This window comes from Pseudomonas sp. 22526, assembly GCF_052044735.1.
GTDB classification, from domain to species: Bacteria; Pseudomonadota; Gammaproteobacteria; order Pseudomonadales; family Pseudomonadaceae; genus Aquipseudomonas; species Aquipseudomonas piscium.
Genome location: NZ_JBQENK010000021.1, coordinates 52,903 through 68,022 on the forward strand (window position 1 = coordinate 52,903; position 15,120 = coordinate 68,022).

The 15,120-nt window shown below is 65.3% G+C and carries 8 protein-coding genes; 1 reads left to right on the forward strand and 7 read right to left on the reverse strand.

Annotated features, from left to right (window positions below; all coding sequences use genetic code 11):
- Position 1 precedes the first annotated feature (1 nt).
- The gene (locus ACTJKT_RS25965; RefSeq protein WP_025808548.1) at positions 2-760 is read left to right on the forward strand and encodes a slipin family protein; all 759 of its coding nucleotides are present in this window, start codon (positions 2-4) and stop codon (positions 758-760) included.
- On the opposite strand, the gene ACTJKT_RS25970 is transcribed toward ACTJKT_RS25965, so the two are convergent.
- The 7 genes from ACTJKT_RS25970 to ACTJKT_RS26000 form a co-directional block, all read right to left on the reverse strand.
- Positions 726-1,721, reverse strand: a complete 996-nt coding sequence (locus ACTJKT_RS25970) for a sulfotransferase family protein (protein ID WP_440789086.1) — start codon at positions 1,719-1,721, stop codon at positions 726-728. The two genes, ACTJKT_RS25965 and ACTJKT_RS25970, sit on opposite strands and share 35 nt — an antisense overlap.
- On the reverse strand, positions 1,709-2,500 hold the full coding sequence (locus tag ACTJKT_RS25975) for an aspartyl/asparaginyl beta-hydroxylase domain-containing protein (RefSeq protein WP_440789087.1): 792 nt from the start codon (positions 2,498-2,500) through the stop codon (positions 1,709-1,711). The genes ACTJKT_RS25970 and ACTJKT_RS25975 overlap by 13 nt, the downstream gene beginning before the upstream one ends.
- Positions 2,497-3,099, reverse strand: a complete 603-nt coding sequence (gene cysC / locus ACTJKT_RS25980; protein WP_440789088.1) for an adenylyl-sulfate kinase — start codon at positions 3,097-3,099, stop codon at positions 2,497-2,499. The genes ACTJKT_RS25975 and cysC overlap by 4 nt, the downstream gene beginning before the upstream one ends.
- Positions 3,083-4,597 carry a TolC family protein gene (locus tag ACTJKT_RS25985; RefSeq protein WP_440789089.1) on the reverse strand — a complete coding sequence of 505 codons (1,515 nt, stop codon included), beginning with the start codon at positions 4,595-4,597 and terminating at the stop codon, positions 3,083-3,085. Before ACTJKT_RS25985 ends, cysC begins: the two co-directional genes overlap by 17 nt.
- 43 nt (positions 4,598-4,640) lie before the next feature.
- On the reverse strand, positions 4,641-12,245 hold the full coding sequence (locus ACTJKT_RS25990) for an Ig-like domain-containing protein (RefSeq protein WP_440789090.1): 7,605 nt from the start codon (positions 12,243-12,245) through the stop codon (positions 4,641-4,643).
- A gap of 50 nt (positions 12,246-12,295) precedes the next feature.
- Positions 12,296-13,141 carry a sulfotransferase family protein gene (locus ACTJKT_RS25995; protein ID WP_440789091.1) on the reverse strand — a complete coding sequence of 282 codons (846 nt, stop codon included), beginning with the start codon at positions 13,139-13,141 and terminating at the stop codon, positions 12,296-12,298.
- 229 nt (positions 13,142-13,370) lie between these two features.
- Positions 13,371-15,014 carry a glycosyltransferase family 39 protein gene (locus ACTJKT_RS26000; protein WP_440789092.1) on the reverse strand — a complete coding sequence of 548 codons (1,644 nt, stop codon included), beginning with the start codon at positions 15,012-15,014 and terminating at the stop codon, positions 13,371-13,373.
- Between the last annotated feature and the right edge of the window lie 106 nt (positions 15,015-15,120).

Genomic DNA, 15,120 nt, shown 5'->3' on the forward strand with positions numbered 1-15,120 from the left:
AATGGGTCTGGAATTGGGTTTTGGCGCGCTGCTGGCGCTGCTGTTGGCGCTGGCGGTCTCGACGTTTCGCATCCTGCGCGAATATGAGCGCGGGGTGGTGTTCCAGCTCGGGCGCTTCTGGCGGGTCAAGGGGCCGGGGCTGGTCCTGCTGATTCCGATCGTCCAGCAGATGGTCCGTGTCGACCTGCGCACCGTGGTGCTCGACGTGCCGCCCCAGGACGTGATCACCCGCGACAACGTCTCGGTCAAGGTCAACGCCGTGCTGTACTTCCGCGTGCTGGACTCGCAGAAGGCGATCATCCAGGTCGAGGACTTCCTCATGGCCACCAGTCAACTGGCCCAGACCACCCTGCGCGCGGTGCTGGGCAAGCATGAGCTGGACGAGCTGCTGGCCGAACGCGAACGCCTGAACGCCGATATCCAGCAGGTACTGGACGCCCAGACCGACGCCTGGGGCATCAAGGTGGCGAACGTCGAGATCAAGCATGTCGACCTCAACGAATCGATGATCCGCGCCATCGCCAAACAAGCCGAAGCCGAGCGGGAACGCCGGGCCAAGGTGATCCACGCCGAAGGCGAATTGCAGGCCTCGGAAAAGCTCATGCAGGCCGCCGAAATGCTCGGCCGCCAGCCCGGCGCCATGCAGCTGCGCTACATGCAGACCCTGAGCGCGATTGCCGGCGATAAAAGCTCGACCATCGTCTTTCCGTTGCCCATCGAATTCCTCAAGGGCATGGCGGAGTTGTCGCCGAAGAGCTGAGGCGGGGCTGCGGGACCGCGCAGTTGCGCCACTGTTCCAACGCCGCGTAAGGCGCCTGCGCCCATTGCTCCAGTTGCTCCCGCAGCCGGGCTGACGCCTGTTGCTGCTTGCCCTGGCGGTCATCGACAAAGGCCTGGGCCGGTTGCTTGGCATGCTGGCCGACCTGGGCGAAGACCGCCCTGCGTTGCTCGGCGCTCAGGCCGAAAAAATCCCCCAGATGGCCGTCCATGGCGGCGGGCAGCTCGCTGTAGTTCAGCGCCAGGCCATGCTGTTCGTGGCAGTGCTGCAACCCCAGTTGCAACAAGCGCCCCAGGCGCCGGGCGATCCAGCTTTCCCGGTCCTGGAAGGGCTCGCCATCGTCCAGCGCGCTAGGCCCGATCAGGCCCGGCGTCATGTGCATGCCGGCTCGGCGCAGGTGCGATACGGCAATTTCCAGCGGCTCGCGATACAGGAACAGCCACGGCGTCTCGGCGAAGCACTGGCGCAGCAGCGGCAGTTCGCCAATGTTCCAGGCATCGAGCTTGATCACCAGCCGCTGCTCGGTGCCGCGGCGCACCTGCCCATAGGCCGACAGCAAGCCCACAAGGGCGGCAGCCCGCTCTTGCGGGGCCAGCGAGCTGCGCAGCAGAGCATCCAACGGCGGCGGTTCGGACACCACAATATGGTCGTCCAGGCAGGCCAGCATCTGGCTGACCAGGGTCGAGCCGCAGCGCGAGGCGTGGAAGATAAAGGCGCTGGGCGTCAGGCCCGGGCTACGTCGGTGCCATTCAGTCAGGGCAGACAACGGCGTCTGGCGGCGGAACGCCTGATTGAACGGCAGGCGCAGGGCCTCCTCGACCGCCTCGCGGAAAAACGGCTGCGACAGCGGCCTGTCGCCGAACCAGCACCAGTCGACCCGCCACTCGTCACGCGGCTGCCAGATGCGGATCGGCAACCAGCCGTGCAGGTTCAGGCCGTCCATTGTTCATTCCACAGGCGCCGCCCCTGGCGCATGGCCGAACGCAGGTCTTCGCGGGTGAACGCCAGGCCACGCTCGGCCGCCAGGGCCAGGGTGCGCTCGATGAAGGCTTCGCTGTCGGTTAGCGTCTGCAAGGCCTGGCAGAGCGCCGTGTCCTGTTCAAGCAATCGGCAAAACTGGGCGAAGTCCAGGGCGGCGCGGCCCAGGCCAGGTGCCGGGGTGGTCGGCACGCCGTCGGCAATCGCCTGCTCCAGCCACGGGTCGGGGCGGCAATCGACTACCAGATGAATACGTGTCTGAGTGTCGTAGTTATCGACCCGGTGCGGACGCGACAGGTCGAGAAACCAGCACTCCCCCGCCAGCATCGGCATGCGCTGCCCGTCGAGCAGGAAGTCCACCCGCGGCGGGCTGAGCAGAGGGATATGCAGGCGCAGGTCAGCGTCCGGGCCGCCCAGGTCGTAGTCGCGGTGTTCATGAATGCGTGCCCCCGGCCCCAGCCGCAGCAGGCGCGCCGAGACAATCTGCAAGGGCAGGTGGCGCAATGCCTGTTGCCAGTCCGGGTCTTGCCGCCAGGGCTCGCGCTGCACCGGTTGGCCCTTGCCCGGCGCCAGCTCGGAGGGCGCGTCAACCGCCGAGATCAGGGCCACGCCGCTCCAGTCGCCTTCGTAGTAGCCGCCGTTGAAGTGGCCCTGCCAGGCGCTCGCGTCGATTCGCGCCAGGGCGCGCAACAGCCGTGGCAGATCCACGCTGACCGGCAACCGGGCGAACGCCGGACGGCTCATGAAGCAGGCAGTACCTTGCGCTCGACCAGCCAGCCGAGCAATTGCCGCTGGCAGTCTTCGATCGACTGAACGCCGGTATCCAGTTCCAGCGCGGCCCGTGGCGGCTCGTAGGGCGCCGAGATGCCGGTGAAGCCGGGCAGCTCGCCGCTGCGGGCGCGGGCGTAATGGCCCTTGGGGTCGCGCTGCTCACAGACCGCCAGCGAGGCGCTGCACCAGACTTCCAGGTAGTCCTCGCCCAGGCGCCGGGCGAACAGCTCGCGCTGCTCGATCAGCGGGGCGATCATCGCCAGGATCACGATCTGCCCGTTGTCCACCAGCAAGGCCGCCAGCTCGCTGGCGCGGCGGATGTTTTCCCGACGGTCGGCTTCGGCGAACCCCAGGTCGCGGTTCAGGCCGCCGCGCAAGGCATCGCCGTCCAGCACCAGGCTCTGCCGACCGTGCTGGAACAGCTCGGCCTGCAGCGCCTGGGCCAGGGTCGACTTGCCCGCCGCCGGCAGGCCGGTCAACAGGATCGCCACCCCGCGATGGCCGTTGCGCGCCTCGCGCTGGGTCCGGCTGACGCTGGCCTGGGGCGCCTGCAGGTTATTGTCTTTGGGCATGGGCCACCGGCGTGGTGATATTGCCCGCCGCCCAGTCGGCCTCGCGGCTGGCCAGCGCCATGGCGATGGACTGCACCTGGGTCGATTGCACCTCATTGGGCAGCGGATCGAGCCCGGCACTGGCGAAGATCTGCCCATAGGCGTTGCGCAGGTCGGCATAGGCCAGGTCGCGCCGCAGGTCCGCCTGCAAGGTGTTCAGCTCGCCCTGGATCAGGTCCAGCTCGCCGATGCCATTGGCCTGGTAGCGGTTGCGCAACTGGCCGACGATCTGCCCGTCGATGTCCGCCAGCTCCTGGCTGGTCTTGAACTGACGCAGCGCATCGCGGTAGTTGGCGTTGGCCACATAGACCTGGGCCAGCACCGCGATGGACATGGCCTGGCGACGGGCCGCGGCGACGTCTTCACCGGCCTTGGCGGTGTCGATGGCCGCCGGCGCGGAGAGCACGTTGAACAGGTTCCAGGTGACCTTCACCCCGTAGTCGGCCCACTTGTCGTTGACCAAAAACGAGTTGCTGTCGTAATGCCCACCGGCGGAGAACTCCAGGCCCGGCAGCAGGCGCAGCATGGCCTTGCGGGTTTCCGCGGCGCTGATGCGGCTCTGGTAATCCTGCTCGCGCAGTTCCGGGCGGCTGGTCAGGGCCTCGTGTTCAAGGCGGGCCATATCGACCTTGAGCTCCGGCACCGGATAGTCGTCGGTGGTCGCCAGGGTCAGGTTGGTGCCCATGGGCAGGTTGATCAGGGTCGCCAGCTCGGTCTTGGCCAGGGACAACGCCCGGCGCTGCTCCTCCAGCTGGCGCGTGGCCTCGATCAGCGAGCGCTGGTAGGCCAGGGCCTGCACCGGGTCGCCGATACGTTGCTCGCTCATGCTCTGGCTGTTGCTCCGGGCCTGGTCGACCCGGCCCATGAGGCTGTCGATCTGCTTGAGCAGGCGTTCGGCCGCCACCGCCCGCCAATAGGCCGAGCGCACGTCCTGGACGATGGTGTTGATCACCTTGCGCCGGCGCTCCTGAACGATCAGCCGCTGGTCGCCCTGCTGCTTGGCGTTGATGTAGCTGACGCCGAAGTCCAGGACGTTCCAGACCATGGTCAGGTCGGCCACTCTGCGGTCCCGGTCCTGGGAGGTCGAAGGTTCCAGGGACTGGGTACCGGTCTCCACGCTCTGGCTGCTGGAGGCGCTGACATTGTTGCGCCCCACGTAGCCGGCGGAGAGGGCCATGCGCGGCAGCATGTCGAAACTGGCGAGGTCCAGTTGGCGCTTGGCCAGGGCCTCTTCCATGATTTTCAACCGGCCTTCGAGGTTGTACTTCACCGCCCGGGCCATGGCCTGGTGCAGGGTCAGCGGGCCGCTCAGCGGTTCCTGGTCCTTGTACATGCTCTGCAGGTCGCTCCTGGCGCGCTGCTCACTGGTACTGCGTTCAATCGGTTTACTGCTGACGGCACAACCACTGACCATCAGCGCCAACAAGCTGACCCCGAACAACTTCTGACTCTTATTCATCCTTGTCTCGCCCCTGGGTGCCGCATCGTATTTATGTATTGTTTCAGGCCTGCATTGCGCTGATGCCGGCCTGTTCGAACGCCTTGGCCAGATCGCGGATCGGCCGTTGTTCTGTGTCTTGCATCACTTGCAATTGCTGGGTCAGCGACGGTGCCCCAAACACCCCGCGCCCATCCTGGGAAACTTCGCTGGTCTTAAGGCCGTTGCCGCCAAAGGGCCGCAGCGATGCGCCGTCCTCGGTAGCGGCCTGGCCGAACAGCACCGACAGCGTGCTTTGGCTGAACACCCCGCCATCGCCGCCACCGAAGCCCAGGAAGCCATGGCCGTTGCCGTCGCCACCGGGATCGCTGCTGCCGAATACCTGGGCAATGAAGCTCGGCGCCAGGGCCCCCTGATTGATGAAAATGTCCCCCAACGGCCGGATGCCATCGCCCAGCACCCGCTGCTCGAACAGTGGCGCGAAGGCCAGTGGCGAGCCCAGGTCGCCAACGGGTGGCGTGGTGACCGTGGGTTGCAGCGGCACATAAGGCGGCAGCGGCGGAACCACCGGGTCGCTCGAACGGAATTCCGGATCGCCCACCGGCTGCTGCGTCGGAGGGTTGGCCACCGGCACAGTGTTGATCGCGTAGTTGTTGGAGTCGGTGCTGCCGGTACCGGTATTGCCGAATGAGTCGCTCACCCCGCTGTTGTTCAGGCTGATCAGGTTGCTGGTATCGCTGATATTGGCCGTTGGCGTCAGGGTCGCGGTCCAGGTCCGGCCGCCGTCGCTGCTGCTCAGGGCGCTCAGGGTGCCGTTGGCCACCGTCAGGTCCGAGTTGGTGAAGCCGCTGATCGCTTCGCTGAAGGTGATGGTCACCTGGGACGTTTCGCCCGCCGTGAGGGTGCTGTCGGCGACCACGATGGTCGCGGTCGGCCGCTGGGTATCGATCAGGTAATTGTTCGAATCCGTGCTGCCCAGCCCGGTATTGCCCGAGGCATCCGTCACGCCACTGCCGTTGAGGGTGATCAGGTTGCTCGTATCGCTGACGTTGGTGTTCGGCGTGAAGGTCGCGGTCCAGGTGATGCCGCCATCGCTGCTGCTGACCGCGCTCAAGGTGCCATTGGCCACCGTCAGGTCGTTGTTATCGAAGCCGCTCACCGCCTCGCTGAAGGTGATGGTCACCAGGGAGGTGTCGCCCACGGCTAGCATCGGGTTGGCGACCACTAGAGTAGCGGTGGGCCGCACGGTATCGATGACGTAGTTGGCCGAGTCGGTGGTGCCGCTGCCGGTGTTGCCAACGGCGTCTATCACTCCGGCATTGTTCAGGGTGATCTGATTGCTGCTGTCGCTGATGTTGATGGCCGGGGTAAAGGTGGCGGTCCAGGTAACCCCGCCATCGCTGCTGCTCAAGGCCCCCAGGGTACCGTTGGCCACTGTCAGGTCCGAGTTGGTGAAGCCGCTGATCGCCTCGCTGAAAGTGATGGTGACAGTGGTGGTTTCGCCCGCTTTCAGGGCAGTGTCGGCCAGCACGATGGTGGCGGTCGGCCGCCCGGTGTCGATGATGAAATTGTTCGAGTCGGTGCTGCCGCTGCCGGCGTTGCCCGCCCCGTCACTGACCCCGCTGTTGTTGAGGCTGATCAGGTTGGTGGCATCGCTGACGTTGACGTTCGGGGTGAAGGTCGCGGTCCAGGTGATGCCGCCGTCGCTGCTGCTGACCGCGCTCAGGGTGCCGTTGCTCACCGTCAGGTCGCTGTTGTCGAAACCGCTGACCGCCTCGCTGAAGGTGATGGTCACCAGGCTGGTTTCGCCGATCGGCAGGATCGGGTTGGCCACCACTATGGTCGCCGTCGGGCGAGCCGTGTCGATGACGTAGTTGTTCGAATCGGTGGTGCCGCTACCCGCGTTGCCCGAGGCGTTGGTCACGCCGCTGTTGTTCAGGGTGATGACATTGCTGGTATCGCTGATGCCCACCGTCGGGGTGAAGGTGGCGGTCCAGGTGACGCCGCCATCGCTGCTGCTGACCGCACTCAGGGTGCCGTTGGCGATGGCCAGGTCGGCGTTGGTGAAACCGCTCACCGCCTCGCTGAAGGTGATGGTCACCAGCGAGGTTTCGCCAGCCTTCAACGCCGTGTCGGCGATCACGAGGGTGGCCGTCGGCACTAGGGTCTCGATGCTGTAGTTGGCTGAGTTGGTGGTCCCGGTGCCGCTGTTGCCGGCCAGGTCGGTGATGCCGGTGTTGTTCAGGGTGATCAGATTGCTCAGGTCGGTGATGCCCGCCGTCGGGGTGAAGGTGGCGGTCCAGGTGATGCCGCCATCACTGCTGCTCACTGCGCTCAGAGTGCCGTTGGCCACCGTCAGGTCGCTGTTGTCGAAACCGCTCACGGCTTCGCTGAAGGTGATGGTCACCAGCGAGGTTTCGCCGGCCTTGAGGGTCGAGTCGGAGAGAACGATAGTGGCGGTCGGACGCTGGCTGTCGACCGCGTAGTTGTTGGAATCGGTGGTGCCGCTGCCGGCGTTGCCGGACAGGTCGGCGATGCCGGTGTTGTCCAGAGTGATCAGGTTGGTCGTATCGGTGATGCCCGCCGCCGGGGTCAGGGTGGCGGTCCAGGTGATGCCGCCATCGCTGCTGCTCACCGCGCTCAAGGTGCCGTTGGCGATGGTCAGGTCAGCGTTGGTGAAACCGCTCACCGCCTCGCTGAAGGTAATGGTCACCAGCGAGGTCTGGCCCACGCCCAGGGCGCTGTCCGCGACCACTATGGTCGCGGTCGGGCGCACCGTATCGATGGCGTAGTTGTTGGAATCGGTGGTGCCGCTGCCGGCGTTGCCGGAAGCGTTGGTCACGCCGCTGTTATCCAGGGTGATCAGGTTGGTGGTGTCGGTAATACCCGTCGTCGGGGTGAAAGTGGCGACCCAGGTGATGCCGCCGTCGCTGCTGCTCACCGCGCTCAGGGTGCCATTGGCCACCGTCAGGTCGGCATTGGTAAGACCGGTCACCGCCTCGCTGAAGGTAATGGTCACCAGCGAGGTTTCACCGATTTTCAAGGCGTTGTCCGCCACGATGATGGTCGCGGTCGGCAAGACAGTGTCGATGCTGTAGTTGTTCGAGTTGGTGGTGCCGCTGCCGGTGTTGCCGGCCAGGTCGGTGACTCCGGTGTTGTTCAGGGTGATCAGGTTGCTGGCGTCGTTGATACCGACGGTAGGGGTGAAGGTGGCGGTCCAGGTAATGCCGCCATCGCTGCTGCTGACCGCGCTCAGGGTGCCGTTGGCGATGCTCAGGTCGGCGTTGGTGAAACCGCTGACCGCTTCGCTGAAGGTAATGGTCACCAGCGAAGTTTCACCGGCGCTGAGGCTGCTGTCGGCGACCACGATAGTCGCGGTCGGCCGAACCGTGTCGATGGCGTAGTTGTTGGAATCGGTGGTGCCAGTGCCGGCGTTGCCGGACAGGTCGGCGATGCCGGTGTTGTTCAGGGTGATCAGGTTGGTCGTATCGCTGATGCTGGCGCTCGGGGTGAAAGTCGCGGTCCAGGTGATGCCACCGTCGCTGCTGCTCACCGCGCTCAAGGTGCCATTGGCGATGGTCAAGTCGGCATTGGTGAGGCCGCTCACCGCCTCGCTGAAGGTGATGGTCACCAGCGAGGTTTCGCCGATTCTCAGCGCGGTATCGGCGACCACTATGGTCGCGGTCGGCCGCACCGTATCGATGGCGTAGTTGTTGGAATCGGTGGTGCCGCTCCCAGCATTGCCGGAGGCGTTGGTCACGCCGCTGTTATCCAGGGTAATCAGGTTGGTGGTGTCGGTAATACCCGTCGTCGGGGTGAAGGTCGCGATCCAGGTGATGCCGCCGTCGCTGCTGCTGACTGCGCTCAGGGTGCCGTTGGCAACCGTCAGGTCACTGTTGTCGAAACCGCTCACCGCCTCGCTGAAGACGATGGTCACCAGCGAGGTTTCACCGATCCTCAAGGCGTTGTCCGCCACGATGATGGTCGCGGTCGGCAAGACAGTGTCGATGCTGTAGTTGTTCGAGTTGGTGGTGCCGCTGCCGGTGTTGCCGGCCAGGTCGGCGATTCCGGTGTTGTTCAGGGTGATCAGGTTACTGACGTCGGCAATACCGACTGTCGGGGTAAAGGTCGCGGTCCAGGTAATGCCGCCATCACTGCTGCTCACCGCGGTCAGGGTGCCGTTGGCGATAGTCAGGTCGGCATTGGTGAAGCCGCTGACCGCTTCGCTGAAGGTGATGGTCACCAGCGACGTTTCACCGGCGCTGAGGGTGCTGTCGGCGACCACTATGGTCGCGGTCGGCCGTACGGTGTCGATCGCATAGTTGTTGGAATCGGTGGTGCCGCTGCCCGCGTTGCCGGCCAGGTCGGCGATACCGGTATTGTCCAGGGTGATCAGGTTGGTGGTATCGCTGATGCTGGCGCTCGGGGTGAAGGTGGCGGTCCAGGTGATGCCACCATCGCTGCTGCTCACCGCGCTCAGGGTGCCGTTGGCGATGGTCAGGTCGGCGTTGGTCAAGCCGCTCACCGCCTCGCTGAAGGTGATGGTCACCAGCGAGGTTTCGCCGATCCTCAGTGCGCTGTCGGCGACCACTATGGTCGCGGTCGGCCGCACCGTATCGATGGCATAGTTGTTCGAGTCGGTGGTGCCCACGCCCAGGTTGCCCACGGCGTTCTGTACGCCGGTGTTGTCCAGGGTGATCAGGTTGGTGGTATCGGTGATGCTGGCGGTCGGGGTGAAGGTGGCGGTCCAGGTGATGCCACCGTCGCTGCTGCTCACCGCGGTCAGTGTGCCGTTGGCGATGGTCAGGTCGGCGTTGGTGAAGCCAGTCACGGCTTCGGAGAAGGTGATGGTCACCAGCGAGGTTTCACCGATCCTCAAGGCGTTGTCCGACACGATGATGGTCGCCGTCGGGTGCGCGGTGTTGATCACATAGTTGCCCGAGTTCGTGGTGCCGCTGCCGGTATTGCCGGCCAGGTCGGCGATGCCGGTGTTGTTCAGGGTGATCAGGTTAGTGGCGTCGCTGATGCCATCGGTCGGGGTGAAGGTGGCGGTCCAGGTGATGCCGCCATCGCTGCTGCTCACCGCGGTCAGGGTACCGTTGGCAATGGTCAGGTCGGCGTTGGTGAAGCCACTGACCGCCTCGCTGAAGGTGATGGTCACCAGGGAAGTTTCGCCCGCCGTGAGGGTGCTGTCGGCAACCACTATGGTCGCGGTCGGGCGGACGGTGTCGATCGCATAGTTGTTGGAATCGGTGGTGCCGCTGCCGGCGTTGCCAGCTGTATCCGTGATGCCGGTGTTGTCCAGGGTGATCAGGTTGGTGGTATCGGTGATGCTCGCAGTCGGGGTGAAAGTCGCGGTCCAGGTGATGCCGCCGTCGCTGCTGCTCACTGCGCTCAGGGTGCCGTTGGCGATGGTCAGGTCGGCATTGGTCAAGCCGCTGACGGCCTCGCTGAAGGTGATGGTCACCAGCGAGGTTTCGCCGACGCGCAAGGCGTTGTCCGCCACTATGATGGTCGCGGTCGGCCGTAGGGTATCGATCGCATAGTTGTTGGAGTTGGTGGTGCCGACCCCGGCGGTGCCAAGGCCATTGATCACCCCGGTGTTATCCAGGGTAATCACGTTGGTGGTATCGGTGATGCTGGCGGTCGGGGTGAAGGTGGCAGTCCAGGTGATGCCGCCGTCGCTGCTGCTCACCGCGGTCAAGGTGCCGTTGGCGATGGTCAGGTCGGCGTTGGTGAAACCGGTCACCGCCTCGGAGAAGGTGATGGTCACCAGCGAAGTCTCGCCGATGCTCAGCGAGGTATCCGCGACCACTATGGTCGCGGTGGGCGGTGGTGCATAGGCGGTGTTGAGGACGCCGCCGTCGTTGTAGATGGTCGCGAAAGAAGTCGGTGAAGTACCGGTGGTGCCACCGCCCAGCGCCGTACCGCCGGCACCGCTGGCCGCCGCGTTACCGCTCAAGGCGGCGAAGTTGGCCGCGGTCATCAGCAGCGTGCCCTTGTTCCAGATCGCGCCGACGCCCCGGCCGCCGATCCCGCCGTTACTGGCGTTGCTGCCTTGGCCGCCACCGCCGCCACCGCCGCCGCCCGCACCGATGTTGTTGCTGATGGTCGAGGTGCCGATCACGGTGATGGTGCCGCTGGAGGCGTTGTAGATCCCGCCGACGGCATTGCCGCCCGCGCCGCCGACCTTGTCCCAACCGGCGCCGCCGCCACCGCCGCCGATGGAAATGGTGCCGTTGGTGGCCGTGGCGCCGTTGCCGCCATTGCTGTAGTAGGACACCCCCACGCCGCCCGCGCCGCCAGTGCTGGTGCCGCCGCGACCGCCCATGTGGGTGGCGTCGTAGCCACCGCCATAACCACCCACCCCAGCACTGCCGGCCTGGCCGCCCAGCGTGCCGGTGCCGGGGCCGGCGGAACCGCCATGGCCGCCGCCCTGGCCACCCAGCCCGCCGCCACCACCACCGCCACCACCGTAGAAGGCGCCGGTGACACCGCCGCCACCGCCGCCGCCCGAGGCTCCGTTGGAGGTCACTGTGACGTTGTTGAGGGTGAGGTTGCCGGCATTGAAAATCCCCCCGGCCATGGCACCGGTCGCGCCATACCCGCCGTTGCCGCCGTTGCCCGAGACCAGGCCCCGGGTGATCACCAGGCCATCCAGGACCACGGTACTGCCCGAGGCCACTTCGATGACCCGGGTGCGGTACTGGCCGTCGAGGATCACGTCCGCCACGCCGTCGTTGTTCAGGTCGCCGTCGATGGTCAGGTTCTTGTTGACCAGCAGCTCGGAAGTCAGCTGCACCGTCATGCCACTGCTGAAGGTGACGATGTCGCCGTTCTGCGCCGAGGCCAGCGCCGCCCGCAACGAACCCACGCCAGTGTTGGCGTTGTTGGTGGCGGTCCAGGTCGCCAGCCCCCACTGATAATCCTGCATGGCCTGGGTGGACAGCACGTTGGCGCTTTCGATGGTGCCGGTGGCGATCTCCAGTTCCCAGTCGCCACCCACACCGGTGCGGTCGCTGGAGGCAGCCACGTCGCGACCGGTCAGCTGCGCCAGCGAGTCGACGAAACTCAGGCCGCGTTCGCCTTCGGCGGTGTAGCAGCCGTAGATCAGGATATCGCCGCCGGCGTTCATGTCCTGGCCGATGTCCGCCAGCACCGAGCTGCGGGCCTGGACGTTGTCAGCCGACAGGTAGCTGTTGCCCAGCCACAGGTCCCCGGCATTGCCGTGGGCGATGATCTGCACCGAACTGACGCCCTGATGCTGGTCCAGGTAATCGGCGATCTGCTGCAGGCCATCCTGGTTCGCCCCCAGTTGCACCACCTGGGTGCCGGGCGCCATGCCCTGGAGCAGGCTGTCGGCGTCCTTGACCCGCGAATCGACGAACACCACCGTCAGCCCCGGCACCGCGGTCGGGGTCGCGGCAGGCGCTACATCGGCCTGGCCGTGGGTGTCCTTGCTGACACTCGGCTGATCGGCGGCAGTCGGCGTCTTGGCCACGTCCGTGGTGGTGTGGCTGTCCGGCTGGACGGTATCGGCCACCGTCGCCGCCACCGCGCCGTCGAACAGCATGCGCGGTTCCAGAGGCATGATCATCGGTGAGGCCAGGGCATTCGCCCGCCCGGTGGCCCGCTGATTGACCCGCGACTTGCCTTTGCTCCACCACATGATGCTCACCCGGACTCGAACGTGCTGAAAGGTGCAAATGAAAACCGCGATCAACGGATCGCGGCGTCGGATTTCATACGAATGACATTGGCGGCGCTGGATGCCCCGTCTTTCCAGAAGGACAGCTCCGCATACTTCTCGAACAGGTCCGGCGGCAGGATGGTGCGCCGCGACTGCAGCGCCACCCGCGCCTTGACCTTGTGCAGGCCCGCGACCCCCAGCGCCTGGTCGAACTCGGGCGCGTCATAGGCCAGGCTGTCGAAATCGTGTTCGAACCAGGGTTCGCCGATAAAGTCATAGATCAGCCGCATCACCCGATCCGGGGCCTGGCTCAGCAGGTCGTAGTCGACGATCAGCATCGAATCGGCGTTTTCGCCGTAATAGGCCTCTTTCAAGGCCGTCCAGGCATACCCCACCAGGCGGTTGTGCTGGGCCAGGGTTTCGCAGCGGCTGTAGACCGAATTGCGCTCGACCGCATCGCCGAACAGCTTGGTGTTTTCGAAGGGGTTGGCCCGGTACAGCCGTTCCAGGCTGTCCATGACCCAGGCGACATTGCGCACGCAGGCGATGGTCTTGGCCTTGGGAAACAGGTCCTTCAAGGCCGGCAGGCGCGCGCACCACTGGCGGTTGGTGTCGAAGATGACCGGTTTGTCGGCCTTGTCGGCGTAGTAGGAGTCGAACAGCCCGCGCAGCAAGCGGCGGCGCATGTCGATGTCGATGACCGCGCCGAATTCACTGCCGGCGCTGCATTGTTCGAGGATGCCGCTGAACAGCGCCCCCACCGGACTGGTCATGCCGGCGTGAAAGCGCGGGTTCTGCAGCAGAATGGCAGACAGCAGGGTCGACCCTGAGCGCGGTAAACCGGAGATAAAGTGGAACTGCGGCAATCCCTTCACCCTAGCTATAAGTCCATTTATGGAACAAAGCGTAGTGCAAGGTCAGAAAACCAACAGTGGTGTTTTGATATCAATTCGGAGCAAAACCACAAAAAATGTGTGCTCAAAAAAACAGCAACCGCTCTGGGACTGAACGTGAATCGATTAAGCCTCTGATCGCCCTGAATTCTGCCTTTCGTCACCGGCCTGTTCACAAACCGATTTTTTTGCGAAAACCCGCCCAAGGCGTCTATCCAGCAGGTTTCCCTGGCTGGCTACACAGGGCTTTCGCCGACGCCTGGCCCTGCGCCACGCCACACATCAGCAGCAACCGGGCCGTGACCCCGCCGGCGGTGAATTCGCCGGTTTTTCGCCAGTGCGCCGGCAGCGGGGCGAATTCGTCGGGTTGGTCGGCGGTGCCGATCAGCCAGACACGGCCACTGCCCACCGGCAACGCCGACAGCCGGTCGAGGTAAATCCGGTCGGCCTGCTGGTCGATCAGGGTGCCGAAGCCATAAGCGTTGGGCCGGGTCGAGACTCCGGCGGGCGTAGGCGGGGTGTAGAGCAGCGGCTGGGCGTCGGTGCGGTTGTAGTAGACGTAGCTCAGGTACCACAGCAGATCGCTGGTGACGATCCGGTCGCCGGCCACGTAGCGCTGGTTCACATAGTCCACCAGCACGCTGATCTGATCGTTCGCATCCACCGTGGCGTTGTTGTTCAGGCCGACCACCTCGGCCCCGCCGAACAGCAACAGGATCGCCAGTGCCAGCACGCGGGCCTGCGCCAGCAGCCGGTCGATCGCAATCGCGAAAATCAGCGGCAGGCCCAGGGCATAGGCCGTCAGGTAGCGCTCGATGAACACCGGGGAAACGAAGGACACCGCAAACACCAGCAACAGCGGCAGCAGGGTGTAGATCACCAGCAACCAGCTCCATCGCCAGGGCGAGCGGTCGCGCCAGGCGAGCATGGCAACGACGCTCAGCACCAGCAGCGGCAGGCTGGCGAACAGCAGCGGGGAGCGGGTTTCGCCAGCGTCCTGGGTCAGCAGTTGCCAGACCATCGAAGGTAACGAAGAAAGGTCCACCGACGGCTCCCAGCCCACGTCGCCGCTGGCTTTCAGCTGGTCGATATGCTGCAGCAGGTCCACCAGCCCCGGCAGCCAGGGGGCGAACAGCATGACAATGGCCAGGTTGGCCAGCCACCAGCCCGGCTGGTCGATAGCCCGGCCCGGGGGCGTCGCTTGCAGGCGCAGCAGCAACAGGTACGACCAGTGGGCAAGCACGCAGAGCGCGGTGAAATAGTGGGTGTAGAACGCCGCGCTCATCAGCAGCGTGTAATACACCAGGTAGCGCTGATGCCGGGGCTGCCTAACCCAGTACACCAGGGCGATGGTGGCGCCGAGCAGCCATACCCCCAACAACGCATACATGCGCACTTCCTGGCTGTAGCGCACGGCGGTGGGCAGCAGGGCCAGCAGGAACCCGGCAAGGATCGCCGCACGACGGCTGGCGATCTGCGCCACCAGCCACACACCCAGGCCGACACAGAGGATCCCCGGCCAGGCGCTGAAACTGCGAATGGCAAAGATGCCGTCGCCAAACAGCGCGATCCAGCCGCGCAGCAGCATGAAGTACAGCGGCGGATGCACATCGTGGGCGGCATGCACCCAGAGCTCGCTCAGGCCGTAGCGGCTGAGCAACAGGCTGGAGCCTTCATCGCCCCAGATGGCCGCGGCGGTCAGGTCGTAGAAGCGGGTGGCCGCCGCCAGCAGCAGGATCGGTAGCAGCCAATACGCCCGCAGCAGTGCGATCAGGCGCTGCGCGTCGCTCGCCAGCCGATGGGCGATGCCCGGCTCGGCCATACCCAGCACTTGCGGTTCTCTGCGAAACGCCATGAATTTCCCCTGCACCCGCGTTTACCACCACAGCATCGCTGTTTATCCGGCCAGACATAAGGCACCCCATCACCCCAGGCGACTGGCGGAACAGCGTCTACGCTAA

Excerpts from the sequence above, each read along its gene's own strand:
- ACTJKT_RS25985 (WP_440789089.1), bottom strand. The coding sequence starts at position 4,597 with ATGAATAAGAGTCAGAAGTTGTTCGGGGTCAGCTTGTTGGCGCTGATG.
- ACTJKT_RS25990 (WP_440789090.1), bottom strand. The coding sequence starts at position 12,245 with ATGTGGTGGAGCAAAGGCAAGTCGCGGGTCAATCAGCGGGCCACCGGG.
- cysC (WP_440789088.1), bottom strand. The coding sequence starts at position 3,099 with ATGCCCAAAGACAATAACCTGCAGGCGCCCCAGGCCAGCGTCAGCCGG.
- ACTJKT_RS25975 (WP_440789087.1), bottom strand. The coding sequence starts at position 2,500 with ATGAGCCGTCCGGCGTTCGCCCGGTTGCCGGTCAGCGTGGATCTGCCA.
- ACTJKT_RS26000 (WP_440789092.1), bottom strand. The coding sequence starts at position 15,014 with ATGGCGTTTCGCAGAGAACCGCAAGTGCTGGGTATGGCCGAGCCGGGC.
- ACTJKT_RS25965 (WP_025808548.1), top strand. The coding sequence starts at position 2 with ATGGGTCTGGAATTGGGTTTTGGCGCGCTGCTGGCGCTGCTGTTGGCG.
- ACTJKT_RS25970 (WP_440789086.1), bottom strand. The coding sequence starts at position 1,721 with ATGGACGGCCTGAACCTGCACGGCTGGTTGCCGATCCGCATCTGGCAG.